Genomic DNA, 16,348 nt, shown 5'->3' on the forward strand with positions numbered 1-16,348 from the left:
GCTCCCGCACCCAAACATCAACAAAACGCCCCCTGGCCAAAAGCCCGGGGGCGTTTTGCGTTCTGGCCAACCCGACGAAGCGCAAACGCCCTCAGGCGCGGGGAGGCTCCTCCCGCACCTGTGACTCGTCATCGCCCCCCGGCGCCAGAGACAGGCTGCCGGGCATGGCGCCGCCGAGCAGGCGGCTGGTGGAATAGCTGACGCCTGGTCGGCCGCCCTAGTCCGTCAACTCGGCCGGAGCGATCCGGGCCGGGCGGGCGCCGCCGAAGGGAATGGTGACGGCGAAGTTGAACAGACGGCGCGAGCCGCGGCGTTCGGTGCTCTGGCGCAGGGTTGCGGCGTCGATGTGCGACCGTTCGATCTGGCTGTCGAAGACGTCGGACACGGTGGCGACTGCGCTGACGCCGTTGGCGAAGGTGTGCAGATAGCCGAGGTTGGCGCTGGCCACGCCCTCGCGATAGCCCTGCGCGGTCTGGCGGCGGCCACGATAGTCGAGGCTGACCTGCAGCAGATCCGACGGGGTCAGCTGATAGTCCAGACCCCCCTTGGCCGAGGAGTTCCAGCCCGACCGGACATCAAAGCCGAGGTTGCCGGGATCCAGCCGGGTATAGTTGACGTCGCCGCTGACGCGGTAGGCGATCCGGTCGGTCAGCTTGCCGCGTCCGGCGAAGACCAGGCCCGCCGCATCGCTGCGCCCGAGGTTCTCCTCCGTGGTCAGGACGACCGTCGGGCTGATCAGCCGGGTCACCTCGGTGAAGGTGTTGACGGTCTTGCGCAGATAACCGGTGACCTCCCAGGACATGCCGTGGGCCGCATACTGGTAGCTGGCCTCGAAGGAGTCCGTTTCGCGCGGCTTCAGGTCCGGGTTGCCGGCGCGCAGGTTCAGGGGATCGGTATAGGTCGGGTAGGGGTTGAGGTCCTCGACCTCGGGCCGCGCCACCCGCTTGCTGTAGCTGAGGCGCAGGGTCTGGGTGTCGGACAGTTCGTACTGCAGGTGCAGGGTCGGATAGACGTCGAACGCGTCGCGGCGTTTCGTCAGGCCCAGATCGACCTGATCGGCGTGGTCGGTCATCTCCTCCAGACGCAGGCCGAAGATGGCCGACAGCTTGCCGGTCAGCGGCCGTTCCCAGGTGGCGTAGAGGGCGTGGATGGTCCGGTCGTAAAGGAAGCGGTTGGTTCGGTTCGCGTCGGGCAGATAGACGCCGCCCGCGTCGACCGTTCCGCCGCGATGGCGATAGTTGGCGTCCTCGCGCAGGACGTCATAGCCGACCTCCAGATCGCCGCCGGCCAGGGGCGTGGCGTAGACGGCGGTCAACTGGCGCTGGAGCTCGCTTTCGCTCGGGGTTTCGAGATCGATCTGGTCCGGGCCGATGGGCAGGCGATAGCGGTTGGTCAGCTGGCGCGTCTGTTGCTCGACCGTTCGCCCGCGACGCAGATCCAGCGAGAAGGTGCGGCCTTCGCCTGAGAAGGTGTGGCGCCAGCCGGCCAGCAACTCGTCGGAGGTCTGGGTCTCGTCGCCGCCGCCGAAGCGGTCGTAGTCGCGGGTCACGACGCCGCCCGGCGTCAGGACCTGATTGGTCTGGAAGGCGCTGAGGTCGCCGCTGCGCTCGGTATAGCTGGCGCCGGCGCTGAGCCGGTCGTGCGCGGTCGCGTCATACTCCAGACCCGCGCCGATGGTCTTCGACAGGCGGCCGGTGTCGAAGGCCGTGACCTGACGCGTTTCGGTGGCCGCACCGGTGACGGGGTCGGTCAGGACCCGGTCGTCCGTGGAGCGACGGATGCGTTCGTCCTGACGCAGGCCCAGATTGCCGTTCAGGGTCAGGGCGCCGATGCGCTGGGTGGCGGTGACGCCGAGGCTGTAGCGACCGTCCGTCCCGACGCTGGCGCGGACCGAGCTCGACCGGCCGGGCGTCCGGGTCTTCTTCGTGACGATATTGATGATCCCCGCCGTGCCGTCGGGACGGAAGGCCGCCGACGGGTTGGTGATGACCTCGATCGTCTCTATCGTGCTGGCGGACAGGCCCTGCAGGGTGTCGGCCCGGTTGAGCGCCGACAGGGTCGTCGAGGGGCGGCCGTCGATCAGGATCTGGACGCTGGGGTCCCACGCAGGCTGACGACGCCCTGGGCGTCGACCTCGACGGAGGGGATGTTCTTCAGGACGTCGCTGACGGAACCGGAGGCGGCCTGCAGGTCGCTGTCGACGCGATAGGTGCGCCGGTCGATCGAGGTGGTCGCGGCCGGGCGCTGGCCGGTGACGACCACCTCGCCGACGGTCGTCGTATCGGAGGGCCGGGTTTGAGGCGAGGAGGTCTGGGCCGCGGCGACGGCGGGCAAGGTCGCGAGGGCGGCAGCCATGGCCTGAGCGAGGGGCGTGGCGGTGCGGGAGAGGATCATGGTTGGCCCCGAGGAGAAATCCCGATCGGCCGCGACGGCGACTCCGGGTTTCCCGAGCCCTAGGGCGCGGGCCATGACGGCGGCCTGACGGCCGCATTACGTTTCCGGCGAAAGGTCGCCCGCCCGGGCGTAGATCGGGTTGGAGTAGATCCAGACCATTTCACGGGAAGGACCCGCGAGGGTCGCGACCCGGGTCGTGACCTCGACGCGATAGACGCCGTCGTCGCCGCTCGTCCAGGCGAGGCTGGCGTCCCCGGGCTGGCTGCGCGTCACCTCTGCCCCGTTGCGCAACAGATGGATCACGGGCTTGAGCGGCGCCGCCGAGGCCGGCAGCCGGACGCGATAGGTGGTGGGCTGGCCGGAGACGATCTGATCGCCCATCCACGTGATCTGACCCGGCCGCTCGCCGGTGAACATGAAGCCGGTTCCATCGCCGAGGACATCAAGAGAGACGTAGACATGGCCGGCCTTGAGCGCGTCATAGACCAGCGACGCATCCTCAGCCTGTCGCCCGGTGAAGGGTGTCGGTGTCACGATATGATCCCGGGCGATGCGCATGATGTCGTGTGCGGGCGGGAAGGGGATTTTCCAGTCATCCGACAGTTCAATGGCCTGATGGATATCAGGAGCGTAGAGGCCGACGAACCGCCGCGTCCGGGTGATCTGGTCCCACCTCGCCAGCGCCGAGGCCGGACGTCCGCCGAGCTCGAGATAAGCCGCCATCGGGCGGAAGGGCAGGGCGGCCAGCGCTGCGGCCTTCGCGCGTGACGGGGCGTCGTAGAACTGGTCGGCGAGATCGAGGATCTCCATGCCCATGATGCGGTCGTCGATTGGACCCTTCCACGCCCATTTGCGATGGGTGGGATGAGCGATGACGGCCAACCCGCCCTCCGCTTCGATACTCGACAGGAAAGGCCAGGTCGGGGCCTCGCCGTCGGTTGGGGCAGAGGTGATGTCCAGGCCCACCATATGGCCCTCGGGTCGCGAGCTCTCGATCCCTGTCAGCATCAGGACGCCGCCGCGCCAGCCCTGACGCCCGTCTCGCAAAGGTTGGAGGGTGTTGTGATCGGTCACGATCAGGAAACGGATGCCCTGCCGCCCGGCGGCGGCGGCCAGGCTGTCGTAGGTTCCGGTGGCGTCGTCGGAATAGCCGGTGTGCAGGTGGATGAGGCCCGCATAGTCATATCGGTCTGGCCCGGACCGCAGGGCGTCGGCCGCGGCCGCTGCCGCCTGTGGAAGAGGACGCCCGGCGCTGATCAGGGTCAGGCCGAGAGCGGCGACAAAAACCCGCTTGATCCACGACAGCCTCGCGGGCTTTCGAGTGACGCGGGACGACGGCGGTTCGCGATCTGGCGACATGGAGAGTCCGGGTTGCCGGCCCAGTCTGGACGCGCGTCATGGCGCGCCGGCCACGGGGCGACGACAGGGAGGTAAAGGTTCGGCGAAGCTTGCAGGAAGGCGTGCAGGGACCTTGTCGCGAAGGACTTACGCGGAAGCTGACGGGCGGATTATGAATCGCCACGGCTCTGCGCCGGAAAGGCGAAGGGGCGGGACCGCGTGCGCGATCCCGCCCCTCTTCAGGCTTCAAAATGGGCCGAAGCTCGGGCCATCAGAACCGGCTGGTAAGGGCCACGCGGAAGGCGCGGGGCGAGCCCGGGGTGATGTTGTTGTTCGAGTTGGCCGAGGCGAAATAGCCCTCGTCGAACAGGTTCTCGACGTTCAGCTGGACGTCCACCTTGTCATTGACCGCGTAGTAGAGGGCGGCGTCGACGCGGGTGAAGCTGGGCAACACCTGGGTGTTGTCCGAGGCGGCGAACCGCTCACCCTGGTAGATCACGCCCAGACCGGCGCCGAATTTCGGCGTGAAGTCGTAGCGGTTCCACAGGGAGGCGCTGTCCTCGGCGACGTTGGCCAGACGGTTACCGGCGAGGACTGTGGCGGACTGGGCCTTGGTGATCTCGGCCTCGATGTGGGTATAGGCCCCGACGATGCTCCACTCCGGCGTGATCTGGCCGCGGCCGCCGATCTCGATGCCCTTCGAGCGCTGACCGTCGACCAGGATAGACAGGGCCGGGTTGGACGGATCGGGCACGACCACATTCTTGCGGTCCAGCTGATAGACGGCGGCGGTGAAGCTCAGGGCGGGGTTGACGTCCCACTTGGCGCCCAGTTCGTAGTTGTCGAACTCTTCCGGCTTGAGGGAGGCGTTGCTCGCCGACAGGGAGGATAGCTGTTCGCCCGAGCGCGGCAGATAGCTCTTCGAGTAGCTGCCGTAGAAGGCCAGGGTCTCGACGGGCTTGAACACCAGACCCACATGCGGCGACCACAGGTCGTCGGTTGCGGAGAAGCTGGCGTTGGTGCGCCGGTTCAGGGTGTCGACCTTGAAGCTGTCGAAGCGCAGGCCGAGCAGCAGCTGCAGCTGCGAGGTCAGCTCGATCTGGTCCTGCACATAGGCCGCGGCGACCTTGGCCGTGCCCTTGTTGGAGGCGTCGGTGGCGTTCTGCGCCCAGGTGATCGGCACATTGACGGTCGGGTTGGACAGGGGCGCCTGGATCGACGTCGCGCCGCCGGTGAAGAAGCCCGTCTGGCGGAAGTTCTCGGTTTCCTGACGCCCGAACTCGACGCCGGCCAGCAGGGTGTGGCTGATGCCGCCGGCCTGGAGTTTGTAGATCAGGTCGGTCTGGTTGAAGAGGTTCTGCCGCTGGGTGTCGTTGTTGTAGGCGCTGATCGTCACGGTCTGGGCCGCGGCGTTGACCGCGCCGGGGAAGACGTTCTGGTAGAATTTGTCGTAGTCGGCGATGCGCGTGCGATTGCGCAGGGTCAGTCCATTGCCGAACCGGTGCTCGACCATGGCCGAGAAGGCGTCGACGTCGGTGTCGGTCGGGCTTTGACGCGGATCGCCGAAGAAGGTGTGGGTATAGCCTTCCAGCGGTTTGGCCGGGTTGGCGAGCGTGCCGCCGGCGTTGGCGGGAACACCACGGTCGGCGATACGACGGTCCTCGAAATGTTCATAGCCCAACTGGACCACGGTGCCGTCCTTCAGACGGACGGTGGCGGTCGGATTGATGCCGAACTTCTCGAACTCGACACCGTCGCGGTAGCTGTCGGAGTTTTCGTACAGGCCGGTCAGACGGACGGCCAGTTGGTCGCTGATCACATGGTTGTAGTCGCCCGTGCCGCGATAGAAGCCGTCCGAACCGGCTTCGACGCGAAGCTGGCTGTCGATGCCCCAGCCGGCCTGACGGGTGACGCGGTTGACCACGCCGCCGGGACCGCCGCGACCGAAGGTCATGGCGTTCGGGCCGCTCAGGATCTCGACGCGTTCAACGTTGTAGAAGTCCCGGTAGTACTGGGTGTCGTCGCGGACGCCGTCGGTGAAGAAGTCGGCGGTGTTCGAGATGCCGCGCAGGACCAGGGTGTCGCGGTTGCCTTCGCCCTGGGCGTAGGAGGCGCCGGGCACATAGCGCACGACGTCGTTCATGCTGATCAGGGCCTGGTCGTTGATCTGGTCGCGGGTGACGACGGTCACGGCCTGGGGCGTGTCGATGAGGGCGGTCGGCGTCTTCGTCGCCGTGGTGGTGGCATTGGCGCGATAGCCGTTGTCGCGATGGCCATAGACGTCGATATCGGCGACCGAGGTCGTCTGGGCCTCGGACTGTTGCGCCAACACGGGCGAGGCCGCGGCGACAGCCGTCGAAGCCAGCAGGATGGACAGAAGGCGTGCGCGGTCAGCCCGCGCCCTGGTCGGTTTGGTCATTTTTGAAATCCCCGGCAGCAGCGAGACACAGGCTCGCCGCGCGTTGTTGCGAAGCATTCGCTGCGGGGTGGGTAGTGCGACTGAGAATGCCTTGCAACGCAAACGCGCGCTGCCGGGCACATCGTAACGCTGCCGTCATCTTGCGCGAAGGTTTGGCTGAACCGCAAAATCCCTGGATCTTGGCAAGCCTCTGAAGTGCGGCGGATGCGCGCGCCGCGCCGGAAGTAATCCTGTTGTCATGTTCGACGAAGGTCGCGCCCGGCAATGCTTCCGCCCTGACGTTCACGGAGCTGGCTTGAACACCTTCGATCTCTCTCGACGGACTGGCGTCCGCCTTAGCGCGACGGCAAGGCGTGTCCTCGCCGCCTTCGAAGGCACGACCGAGGTCATGGATGTCGAGCGGGCATGGATGGTCGCCAATCGCGCCGACGACCCGATCGCGAGGTCGAGCGTCTATCGCGCCATCCGGGATCTGCAGGACAAGGGCTATCTGGCGGTCAATGCCGTGCTGGGGGCCCGCATCTTCTTCCAGCTGGCCCGCGACATCCCGCTGATCAACCTCGTCGATGTCGAGCGGGAGACGGTCACGACCTTCGTCGACGAGGCTCTGGCCAAGCGGATCAAGGCGGTGATCGCCGCCGCCGGCTTTGACCTTGCCGGCGGCATTGACCTCAGGGTGACCCGGAAGCCCTGAATCCTCAGGGCAGGGTGAAGATCGTGTGGATCCAGCCGGCCTGCTGGGCCCGTTCGATCAGTTCGAAGATCGGAATGGCCAGCAGGAAGGTCAGGCCGTCGAAGATGGTCGTCAGGAAATAGCTGGGCCGGACCTCCAGGGTCTCCGAGGCGTTCCACAGCGAGAAGTTCGGCCAGAACCGCGGGGTGCGCTTCAGATAGGCGGCATAGGGCTCGCCAAAGGCGTCCAGCAGCCAGGCCTCCTCGCGTTTCACCGTCGCCCAGAAGACGATGACGGCGATCAGGACGAACAGCAGGGCCAGGGTGATGCTGCCGGTCTGGGCGCCGATGCCGAAGGCGCCGATGAAGCTGAAGACATAGAGAGGGTTGCGTGTGATCGAATAGGGACCCTGATCGATGATCTCGGCCTTCTTGCGCCCGCCGATATAGAGGGAGCACCAGCCTCGCCCGACGATGGCGACGCCGATCAGGATCAGGCCGACCGTCTCCAGGATTTCATGGAAGGGCGTTTCGCCGTTCAGGGTTTTGGTGAAGGCGGAGAGCGCGATCACACCCAGGATGAGGATGAACAGCACGATCTTGCGGATCAGCTGCATGCGTTGGATCGCGTTGCTTTTTGCGTCTGACACGGTGGGGCTTTCTGGTTAGGCGGCGCGGGGGGAGCGTCGGGTGAGGGGGCTGGAGGGATGATCGTAATGTTGGGGCAATGATCGCGAGAGACGGGGGCGCGTAGGACGATCCCGCAGACCCTTCGTCTGCAGGGAGATCGAAATGAACAAACTGCCACTCATCGCTCTGGCCGCGCTCGGCGTCGCCGGAGCCGCGGCGGCCGGCGTCGCCACCGCCCGTCCGGCCGAGAGCGAGGACGCGGCCCTGCTGGCCCGCGCCACCGTGCCGATCGCAACCGCAATCTCGACGGCCGAGACCGAAAGCCACGGCCGCGCCGTGGAGGTGTCGCTGGAGGAAGAGCACGGCGGACCGGCCTGGATCGTGACCACCGTGGCCTCGACCGGCGACATCAGCGTCGAGATCGACGCCCGCACCGGCGCCGTCAAGGAAATCGGTCCGGACGATGAGGACGAGGGCGAGGAACACGAAGGCCACGAGGGCGCCGACGACTGAGATTTGTCGTCAGGCGCGAACGGGATCGCGAAGCCGCGCGCTTCGCGGTCTCGTTTGTGTTCATGCGGGAAGCAGGCCTCAGGCATCGTCGCCTCCGCGCGAGCGACGGTGAAAGACGACCAGTCGATAAAGATAGGCCCCGACGGCGACGATCAGCACGCCGGTGGTGACCGGGTTGAGCCATGCCTCGACCCGGTCGTAGTGCGCCTCCAGCCGATAGCCCGCATAGGCCAGGATGAAGGTGAAGGCGGCCGTCCCGACCGTCGTCCAGGCCAGAAAGCGCCGGAGCCCCATGCCGGTCACTCCGGCGGGGATGGAGATGAAGGTGCGGACCGTGGGGACCAGCCGGCCGATAAGGACCGCCGGACCGCCGAAGCGCGCGAACACCGCCGCGGACTTGTCGATCTCCTCGGGGCCAAGCGTCAGCCACCAGCCCTGGGTTTCTGACCAGCGGCGCAGGCACGCCAGCCCGACGCGGCGTCCGACCTCATACCAGACCCAGGCGCCGGCCACCGCACCAAGCGTGCCCGCCGCTACCAGCAGCAGCAGACTGAAGTCCCCGCGCGCCGCCGCGAATCCGGCCAGCGGCATGATCACTTCGGATGGCAGGGGCGGGAAGACGTTCTCGGCGAACATCAGAAAGGCGACGCCGAGCACGCCGGTGACCGTGATGATCTGAACGATGAGGTCGAACATCAGGCGGGTTCTCCCGCGAGGTCGGTGTGCGCTTCACGTGCTTCGGGTTCCGGTATGCGCAGGTAACGCCAGATCAGGGCGGGCAGGACGAGCAGGCTGATCAGGGTCGAGGTGACCAGACCGCCGAGGATGACGATGGCCATCGGTCCCTGGATCTCACGCCCCGCCTGACCCGTCTGCAGAGCCAGCGGCAGGATGCCGAGGCCGGTGACCAGGGCCGTCATCAGGATCGGCGTCAGCCGTTCGCGCGTCGCCAGCACAACCGTCTCCAGCGACCAGTCATGGCCCTCGTGGGTGACCAGATGCTCGGTGTGGGAGATCAGGAGGATGGCGTTGCGCGAGGCGATGCCGAACAGGGCCACGAAGCCGACCAGAGAGCCCAGCGACAGACTGCCGCCAGTCAGGGCCACGGCAACCACCCCGCCGACGAGCGCCCCCGGCGCGGTGCCGAGGATCAGGCCGACCGCCCGACCGCTGCGGAAGGCCAGCAGCAGCAGGATCACGACCCCGACCAAGGCCACGCCGACGTTGAGCAGCAGGTCGTTGCGCGCGCTTGCGGCGCCGGCGGCCGAGCCCGAATATTCGGCATAGACCCCGGGCGGCAGCTGGGCCTTCGCGATGGCCGCCTGCGCGGCCTTGGTCACCTTCGCCACGTCGCGCGGGGCCGGGCTGGCGGTGACGACCGAGACCGCGCGGCCGCCGTCATGGGCGATGACAGTGCGTCCGTCGACCAGCCCGACCCTGGCGATCTGGCGCAGCGGAACGACGGCGCCCGAGCTGGAGCGGATCAACAGATCGCCGACGGCCTCCGGCTGGGAGCGCAGGTTCGGCGGGGTGGTCACGGCGATGTCGAGCGCCCGGTCCTGGCGGTAGATCTGGGCCGCGACCGTGCCCTGATACGCCGTCTGGACTGCGTCCAGTACCTCGGCGGGGGACAGGCCGTAGCGCCCGACGGCAACGGGATCGAGGGTGATGCGGACGGCGGGCGTCGAGGGTGGCGTGCCAAGCTGGACGTCGGTCGCCCCCGGGACGGTCTTCAGGATGGCGTCGACCTGAGCGGCGGCCTTGTCGAGGGTATCGGAATCTGCGCCGTAGAGGCTGACCACCAGACTGGCGGTCTGACCCGACAGGGACTCGCCGATCCGGTCGCCGAGGAAGGTCAGAACCTCGGTCTCCAGCCCCGGATAGGCGGCCAGGATATCCTGGATCTTCTGCTGGATCCGGTCCTGTTCGGCGCCCGAGAGTTTGGGCTTGAGCTCGACGTGGAACTCGCTGCGTTCGGTGCCCCAGGTGTCCTCGCCGCCCGAGGCGCGGCCGATCTGCTGCTCGACGGACTGGATGCCGGGCACGGCCAGCAGGTCGCGGGTGATGGCCTTGCCGTAGGTCCGCATGACCGTCAGGGAGGCGCCCGGTCGGGCCGCCACGCCGAGCACGAAATGGCTCTCGCGGAAGGCGGGCAGCAACTCGGTGTTGAACAGGGCGAAGCCGGCGCCGGTGATCACGAAGGCGACGACCGAGACGATCAGGGCGGTGCGCGGGCGGACCGAGATCCGCTGCAGCAGGCCGGCATGCTTCTCCTTCAGGGTCAGCAAGGGCTTCGGTTCCTCAGGCAGATGGGCCTTTCTGAGCAGCAGCAGGCTCAGCGCCGGGGTGACCACGACGGCGACCGCCAGCGACGCCAGGGTGGCGAGGATGAAGGCCGCCGCGAGCGGGCTGAAGAACGACCCCTGAAGACCGTGCAGGAACAGCACCGGCGTCAGGATCAGGGCGACCACGAGGGTGGCGTAGATCACCGGCGCCCGGACCTCGAGCGAGGCGTGCAGGATGGTCAGGGCATGCGGCTCGGCCTCATCGCGGGTGCGCAGGCGGCGGACGATGTTCTCCACGTCAATGACCGCATCATCGACCACCACGCCCAGGGCCACCGCCAGACCGCCCAGCGTCATGGTGTTGATGGTCCAGCCCATCCGGTCCATCGCGATCACCGCGATCAGCAGCGACAGCGGGATGCTCAGGAACGAGATCACGACCGCCCGCCAGTTCCGGAGGAAGACGAACAACACCAGCGCGATCAGGGCCGCCCCGATCAGCAGGTCCTCGACGATGCCACCCAGAGCCGCTTCGATGAAGTTGGCCGGGCGGTGCAGGCCGGTGTTCACCGTCACGCCCGCGGCGTCCAGCGTCGGCTTCAGCTCCTGAAGTGCGGCCTCCAGAGCCTTGGTGGCGGTCAGGGTGTTGGCGCCGTACTGGCTCGACAGGCTGATCAGGACGCCCGGACGCCCCATGATCAGGGCGTCGCCGTTCAGGGGGACGGAGCCTTCGGCGACCTCGGCCACATCCGCTAGCCGGATCGGCAGGCCGTCGACGGTGGTGATCTGGGCGGCGCCGATTTCGGCCGGGGTCGAGGCCTGACCTTGCGTCTCGATCAGGATGCGTTGCTCGGAGGTGTCGATGAATCCGCCGCCGGTGACGCCGGTCGCGGTGCGCGCGGCCGTGACCACGTCGCTGAAGCTCAGTTCATGGGCGGCGAGGGAGTCCGGTTTGACGCGGATTTCGATGCGTCGGGTCTCGCCGCCATAGACGGTGGCGCGGGCGACGCCGGGCGCCGACAGCAGGCGCGGCCGCACAGTCCATTCGACCAGATCGCGCAGTTCCATTGGGCTGAGCTGGTCGCTGGTGAAGCCGACCTTGAGCAGGTCCATGGTCGAGGAGGTCAGGGGCGCGACCTTGGGGGCGGTGGCGCCGGCGGGCAGGTTCGACGCGGCCTCGCCGAGGGCCTCGGCGACGATCTGGCGCGAGCGATAGGGATCGGCGCCGCTCTTGAAGGTCACCGTGACCAGCGACAGGCCCTGGATGGATTCCGATCGCACCGTCTCGACCCCGGCGGCGCCCGCCACGGCCTGTTCGATCGGCCGGGTGACCAGCTGTTCGACCTGTTCAGCGGTCAGACCCGCGGCTTCGGTCTGGACCTCGGCCTGGGCCGGAACGAACTCGGGGAAGACGTCGTACGACGCCGTCTTCAGCGTCATGCCGCCATAGGCGAGCAGCAGGGCTGCCAGGACCACGATGATCCGGGCTCGCTCCAGCGACCAATGGACGACGGCGTTCAGCATGGCTCAGCCGCCCGCCTGTTCGGCGGCGTAGAGGGCCGAAGCGCCGCGCGTGGCGACCACATCTCCGGCCTTGACGCCAGTCACGACGAACAGGCCGTCGGGCGTGGCGACCGGCTGGTCCAGCACGTGGCGTTCGAAGGCCTCGGCGCCGGTCTTCACATAGACCCAGCTCTGGCCCTCGGCGCGCAGGACGGCGCTGTCAGGCACGATGACACCGGTCACGCCGCCGCCTGCCGGAATCTGCACAGGCACGGCCAGGCCGACGCCGAGCAGCCGCGCCTGCGGGCCGGTGACGATGGCGAGCTGGCCAGCCGACTGAAGGCGCGGATCCGCAGTGCGCGAGGGGCCGAGGATGCGCGCCCGCGCCGTGCCGTTCGGCCCGAGATCGAGGGTCACCGCGCCACCGGCGGCTGACGGCGTTGCGGCGTCGATGCGCAGCAGGACTGCGTTCCCGGCGGCGAGATCCCGGATCAGCCGGGCGCGACCGCCGTCGCCCATGGCGGTCAGCCCCGGGCCCCATTCGAGGCCGAGGCGGGTCCGCAGCAGCCGAACCTTCGCCTGATCAGCGCGGGCGGTGGCCACAGCGGCCTCCGAGACCTTGGCGGCGACCATCTGGTCCTCGGCGTGCAGGGCGGTGGCCCTGGCCGCCTCGGCCTGTGACGCGGCGGCGGCGGCGAGGGCGGCGGACAGGTCGGTGTCGAGCAGGGCCAGCGTCCCGGCGTCGATCACCCGGGCGTATCCTGCCACGCTGGGCGCATGACTGGCGGCCATCAGCGGCGCGGTCTGGACAGAGAGCCGATGCTGGGTCGCGGCGACCATCTGCGCGGGCGGCGGGGCTTCGGCGGCCGCTCCGCACAGGCCGAGGGCGATGGCAGCCAGCAGAGGGGCGTGACGGCGGGCGTTCATGAGGCGGTCTCCGGGCCGAAAGCGGGGGAGGGCAGTGCAGCGGCAAGCCGGTCGCGTTCGGCAGGGTCGGCGAGAACGCGCGTCGCGGCTTCGAAGTCGGCGAGGGCAGTGGCCTGAAGGCGGCGTACGTCGATGACGGACAGGTCGACATCCAGCGCCGAGGCCTCGGCGGCGAGGGAGTCGGCGCGGTCGTTTTCGCCGAGGGCGACGGCGCGGTCGGTCAGGGCTCTGGCGCGGGCCGCCAGGGGGCGATCCCCGGCTTCGATCCGGGCCGCCTGACGGTCGGCGCCGGCGAGGGCGGAGGCGGAGGCGTCGACCTCGGCGAAAACCTTCGCCTGTGCGGCTTCCAGCGCGGTCCCGGCCTCTGCGCGTTTGACCTCGGCCTCATTGATGGCGGCGCGGTTCAAGTCGGCCGGGGGCAGGGCGAGGCCGAGGTTGAACGGCAGCTTGGTCACCCCGCGTTCCCAGGTGTAGCCGGGGCTGAGAGTCACCTGCGGATACTGGCCCGCCACGGCGCTGCGCAGGGCCTGTTCGGCGATGTCATAGTCCACCACGGCCCTCAACACGTCGGCGCGACCGATCGCGGCGTCGCGGCGCAGGCCGGGCACGGCGTCTGGAGCGGGCGGTGTGGCGGTCGGGGTCTCAATCCGGAGGCTGCCGAGCGCCTCAACGGTCACGCCGAGCTCAGCCGCGATGGCCGCCCGGGCCTGCGTCAGGGCCGCCGCCGCCGAGGTCCGGCGCTGACGCGACATCGACAGCTCCGTCGCCGCGGTCAGGGCGACCGGCCGGGCGTCCTCGCCGAGCACGACGCGACGTTCGAACACCGCCAGCCGCTGCTCCCGGATGGCGATCTGCCGGTCGGCGATGACCAGTTCTTCCTCCGCCACCGCCTGATCGAACAGGGCGCGGCGCAGGGCGGTGCGGGTCGCCCAGACCGCCTCAATGAGGTCGTAGCGCGCCTTGAGGATGGCCAGATCGGCGCTGTCGATCCGGGCGTCGCGTCCCCGATCGAGCGGCACATCCAGAGCCCCGCCATAGAGCCACGGCTTGTTCGGATCGGCCTGATGCGAATATTCGGCGGTCAGCGTCAGGGTCATCGCCGGCCGAACCCGCGCCGTCCGCGCCGCCGCTACGGCGCTGTCATAGGCGGCCCGGGCCTGAAGCACCGCCGGGGCGCGCTGCAGGGCGAGATCGAGCGCGGCGAGATACGAGAGGGGTCCGCTGGGGGGCGTCGGCACGGTCCGCGCCTCGAGCGCCGCTGCGGACGCCGGGAGATCGACCGGGCTGGCCTGATAGCTGACGCAGCCTCCCAACACTCCGCTGGCGGCGGCGAGGAGGGCGCCGAAGCCGATGATCCTTGGGCCGAAATTCACAGGGGGGGCTCGGGGCGGACTCGTCTGATCAAACCGTCCGCACCGCCTAGGCCTCGTCACTTACGCATAGTCTGACGGTCGGATTAATTCGACGCGCCCGGAGCGACTTCGGCTGGCTTGACAGCCCGGCTTCGTGATCATGTCCGACCATGAAGCGCGAACGACAGGCTCAGGTGCAGGCATGAAGGTGCTGGTTGTCGAGGATGACGAGCGCACGGCGTCCTTCATCGCGCGGGGTCTGGTCGAGACCGGTCACACCGTCGATGTGGCGAAGACCGGCGACGAGGGCGTGCAGATCGGCATGGCCGGCGCCCATGATGTCATCGTCATGGACCGGATGTTGCCCGGCCGTTCGGGACTGGAGGCCATCGGTCTGCTGCGCGCCGAGGGGATCAACGCTCCCGTGCTGGTGCTGACCGCCCTGGGCTCGATCGAGGACCGGGTCTCGGGGCTGGAGGGCGGCGCCGACGACTATCTGGTCAAGCCCTTTGCCTTCAGCGAACTGCTGGCCCGGCTGAACGCCTTGGTGCGGCGCCCGCCCCTGACCAGCCAGAACGACGTCATCCGCATCGCCGACCTGTCCATCGACACCCGCCGCCGCAAGGTGACGCGCGCCGACAAGCGCATCGAGCTGACGCCGCAGGAGTACAAGCTACTGGAGTTTCTGGCGCGCCGGGTCGGCGAGACGGTCACCCGCACCATGCTGCTGGAGAGCCTGTGGGGCTTCCACTTCGATCCACGCACCAACATCGTCGACGCCCATGTCAGCCGGCTGAGATCCAAGGTTGATCGCGGATTCGACATCGAACTTATCCGCACCCTGCGGGGTGTGGGATATGTGCTCGATGAACCGGAATAGACCGCCCGCCAAACTCTGGCAGACCACCACCTTCCGAATGGCCATCGTCTTCGCGGCGGTGTTCGGCCTGGGCACGGCCGTGCTGCTGCTCGTGCTCGACATCGCCGTCGGCCGCTTCGCCGAGGAGACCGCGCGCGACGCGCTGCGCGATCAGGTCGCGGTCCTGGTCGCCGACGCCAATGCCGAGGGCGGCCCGGCCCTGATTGCGTCCCTCAGGGAGCATGTCGCAGGCGGCCAGCCCGAACGGTTCAGCTATCTGGTCGTCACCCCGTCGGGCGAGCGGCTGGCGGCGGGCCTCCCGGCCTCGGTCGAACAGATTCGCGGCGAGGCCAGCATCCATCTGCCGATGGTCGCCGAGGAGGACGAGACGGTCGACAGCGGTTCCATTGAGGTCATCGTCCTGACCGATCGGGCCCGCGATGGCACCTTCATCGCCGTCGGCCGCGACACCTATGCGTTGGAGGAGCTGCGCCAGTGGCTGCACCGGCTGGCGATCGTCGGCGGTCTGGTCGTGGTCCTGCTGGCCCTGATCGGCGGGGCGGCGGCGGGGGCGGTGCTGCTGCGCCGACTCAAGGGCGTGACCGACGCGGCCGGGCGGGTGATGAGCGGCGACCTCAGCGAGCGCCTGCCGTCGCTGGGCATCGGGCGGGAGTTCGACGACCTCGCCGACACCCTGAACGCCATGCTGGAGCGGCTGGAGAGCGCCATGGAGGCGATCCGTCAGGTCTCGGCCGACGTCGCCCACGACCTGCGCACGCCCCTGACCCGTCTGCGCAACCGGCTGGAGGACGCCCAGGCCGCGCCGGCCGAGGCGCGCGACGAGCTGCTGGCTGACGCTGTCGGCGAAACGGACCGTCTGCTGGAGATCTTCGCCGCCTTGCTGCGCCTCGCCCAGATCGAGGGTGGGACCAGCCGCCGCTTCGCGGTCTTCGATCTTGTCCCGACCGTCGCCGAGGTGGTCGAAGCCTATCAGCCCGCGGCCGACGAGGCCGGCTGGACGCTCAGCCTTGTCTCCGACCCGGAGGCGGTGGTTGAGGGCGACAGCGCCCTTCTGGCCCAGGCTGTCGCGAGCCTGATCGACAATTCCCTTACGCATGGGGCCCTGACCCAAGGCGCGCCTGGCCGGGCGATCACGGTCGAGGTGCGGAACTGTCCCGGCGCCGGAGCGGTCGTCACGGTTCAGGACGATGGTCCGGGCGCGCCCGAGGCCGAGCTCTCCAATTTGACCCGCCGCTTCTACCGGCTGGACCGCAGTCGCCACACGGTCGGGTCGGGGCTCGGTCTGTCGATGGTCTCGGCCATCGCCTCCCTGCACGGCGCCCCCCTGAAGATCGCAAACCGTCATCCCGGCCTCGCCGTCACCCTGACCGCGCCTCCGCCGCCCAACATCCTGCCTCCCGCCTGAGAACGTTCCGTTGGCCCGGATCGCCCGGGA

General features: G+C 68.6%; 12 protein-coding genes. 4 read left to right on the plus strand and 8 right to left on the minus strand.

Going from position 1 to position 16,348, the window contains the following annotated elements; translation table 11 throughout:
* Nucleotides 1-217: 217 nt before the first annotated feature.
* From AC1ROD_RS15050 to AC1ROD_RS15060, 3 genes are all read right to left on the minus strand, one after another.
* A complete protein-coding gene (locus tag AC1ROD_RS15050) occupies nucleotides 218-2,491 on the minus strand; it encodes a TonB-dependent receptor domain-containing protein (RefSeq protein WP_492949081.1) in 2,274 nt (757 codons plus the stop codon).
* On the minus strand, nucleotides 2,491-3,753 hold the full coding sequence (locus tag AC1ROD_RS15055; RefSeq protein ID WP_492949082.1) for a CehA/McbA family metallohydrolase domain-containing protein: 1,263 nt from the start codon (nucleotides 3,751-3,753) through the stop codon (nucleotides 2,491-2,493). Before AC1ROD_RS15055 ends, AC1ROD_RS15050 begins: the two co-directional genes overlap by 1 nt.
* A 250-nt stretch (nucleotides 3,754-4,003) precedes the next feature.
* Nucleotides 4,004-6,151 carry a TonB-dependent receptor gene (locus AC1ROD_RS15060; protein ID WP_492949083.1) on the minus strand — a complete coding sequence of 716 codons (2,148 nt, stop codon included), beginning with the start codon at nucleotides 6,149-6,151 and terminating at the stop codon, nucleotides 4,004-4,006.
* Nucleotides 6,152-6,446: 295 nt separating this feature from the next.
* On the opposite strand from AC1ROD_RS15060, the gene AC1ROD_RS15065 reads away from it, so the two are divergent.
* On the plus strand, nucleotides 6,447-6,845 hold the full coding sequence (locus AC1ROD_RS15065) for a transcriptional repressor (protein ID WP_492949084.1): 399 nt from the start codon (nucleotides 6,447-6,449) through the stop codon (nucleotides 6,843-6,845).
* 4 nt (nucleotides 6,846-6,849) lie between these two features.
* On the opposite strand, the gene AC1ROD_RS15070 is transcribed toward AC1ROD_RS15065, so the two are convergent.
* Nucleotides 6,850-7,440, minus strand: coding sequence for a methyltransferase family protein (locus AC1ROD_RS15070; protein WP_492949085.1), 591 nt, complete (start codon nucleotides 7,438-7,440; stop codon nucleotides 6,850-6,852).
* Nucleotides 7,441-7,615: 175 nt separating this feature from the next.
* On the opposite strand from AC1ROD_RS15070, the gene AC1ROD_RS15075 reads away from it, so the two are divergent.
* Entirely contained in the window at nucleotides 7,616-7,966 is a 351-nt protein-coding gene (locus AC1ROD_RS15075; protein ID WP_492949086.1) for a PepSY domain-containing protein, read from the plus strand.
* Nucleotides 7,967-8,044: 78 nt separating this feature from the next.
* Here the strand turns inward: AC1ROD_RS15075 and AC1ROD_RS15080 are convergent, their stop codons facing one another.
* From AC1ROD_RS15080 to AC1ROD_RS15095, 4 genes are read right to left on the minus strand one after another with little or no spacing between them, the layout of a single operon-like run.
* The gene (locus AC1ROD_RS15080) at nucleotides 8,045-8,662 is read right to left on the minus strand and encodes a DedA family protein (RefSeq protein WP_492949087.1); all 618 of its coding nucleotides are present in this window, start codon (nucleotides 8,660-8,662) and stop codon (nucleotides 8,045-8,047) included.
* Nucleotides 8,662-11,775, minus strand: coding sequence for an efflux RND transporter permease subunit (locus AC1ROD_RS15085; RefSeq protein ID WP_492949088.1), 3,114 nt, complete (start codon nucleotides 11,773-11,775; stop codon nucleotides 8,662-8,664). Before AC1ROD_RS15085 ends, AC1ROD_RS15080 begins: the two co-directional genes overlap by 1 nt.
* A 3-nt stretch (nucleotides 11,776-11,778) precedes the next feature.
* On the minus strand, nucleotides 11,779-12,681 hold the full coding sequence (locus AC1ROD_RS15090; protein ID WP_492949089.1) for an efflux RND transporter periplasmic adaptor subunit: 903 nt from the start codon (nucleotides 12,679-12,681) through the stop codon (nucleotides 11,779-11,781).
* Entirely contained in the window at nucleotides 12,678-14,054 is a 1,377-nt protein-coding gene (locus AC1ROD_RS15095; protein WP_492949090.1) for a TolC family protein, read from the minus strand. Before AC1ROD_RS15095 ends, AC1ROD_RS15090 begins: the two co-directional genes overlap by 4 nt.
* Before the next feature lie 181 nt (nucleotides 14,055-14,235).
* On the opposite strand from AC1ROD_RS15095, the gene AC1ROD_RS15100 reads away from it, so the two are divergent.
* Entirely contained in the window at nucleotides 14,236-14,913 is a 678-nt protein-coding gene (locus AC1ROD_RS15100; protein WP_492949091.1) for a winged helix-turn-helix domain-containing protein, read from the plus strand.
* Entirely contained in the window at nucleotides 14,900-16,318 is a 1,419-nt protein-coding gene (locus tag AC1ROD_RS15105; RefSeq protein ID WP_492949092.1) for a sensor histidine kinase, read from the plus strand. Before AC1ROD_RS15100 ends, AC1ROD_RS15105 begins: the two co-directional genes overlap by 14 nt.
* Nucleotides 16,319-16,348: the final 30 nt, after the last annotated feature.

The sequence above is a fragment of the Brevundimonas sp. GW821-FHT12E07 genome (assembly GCF_058807035.1).

Coding starts and splice junctions, on each gene's coding strand:
- AC1ROD_RS15050 (WP_492949081.1), bottom strand. CDS start 2,491: ATGCGGCCGTCAGGCCGCCGTCATGGCCCGCGCCCTAGGGCTCGGGAA.
- AC1ROD_RS15055 (WP_492949082.1), bottom strand. CDS start 3,753: ATGTCGCCAGATCGCGAACCGCCGTCGTCCCGCGTCACTCGAAAGCCC.
- AC1ROD_RS15060 (WP_492949083.1), bottom strand. CDS start 6,151: ATGACCAAACCGACCAGGGCGCGGGCTGACCGCGCACGCCTTCTGTCC.
- AC1ROD_RS15070 (WP_492949085.1), bottom strand. CDS start 7,440: ATGCAGCTGATCCGCAAGATCGTGCTGTTCATCCTCATCCTGGGTGTG.
- AC1ROD_RS15075 (WP_492949086.1), top strand. CDS start 7,616: ATGAACAAACTGCCACTCATCGCTCTGGCCGCGCTCGGCGTCGCCGGA.
- AC1ROD_RS15080 (WP_492949087.1), bottom strand. CDS start 8,662: ATGTTCGACCTCATCGTTCAGATCATCACGGTCACCGGCGTGCTCGGC.
- AC1ROD_RS15085 (WP_492949088.1), bottom strand. CDS start 11,775: ATGCTGAACGCCGTCGTCCATTGGTCGCTGGAGCGAGCCCGGATCATC.
- AC1ROD_RS15090 (WP_492949089.1), bottom strand. CDS start 12,681: ATGAACGCCCGCCGTCACGCCCCTCTGCTGGCTGCCATCGCCCTCGGC.
- AC1ROD_RS15100 (WP_492949091.1), top strand. CDS start 14,236: ATGAAGGTGCTGGTTGTCGAGGATGACGAGCGCACGGCGTCCTTCATC.
- AC1ROD_RS15105 (WP_492949092.1), top strand. CDS start 14,900: ATGAACCGGAATAGACCGCCCGCCAAACTCTGGCAGACCACCACCTTC.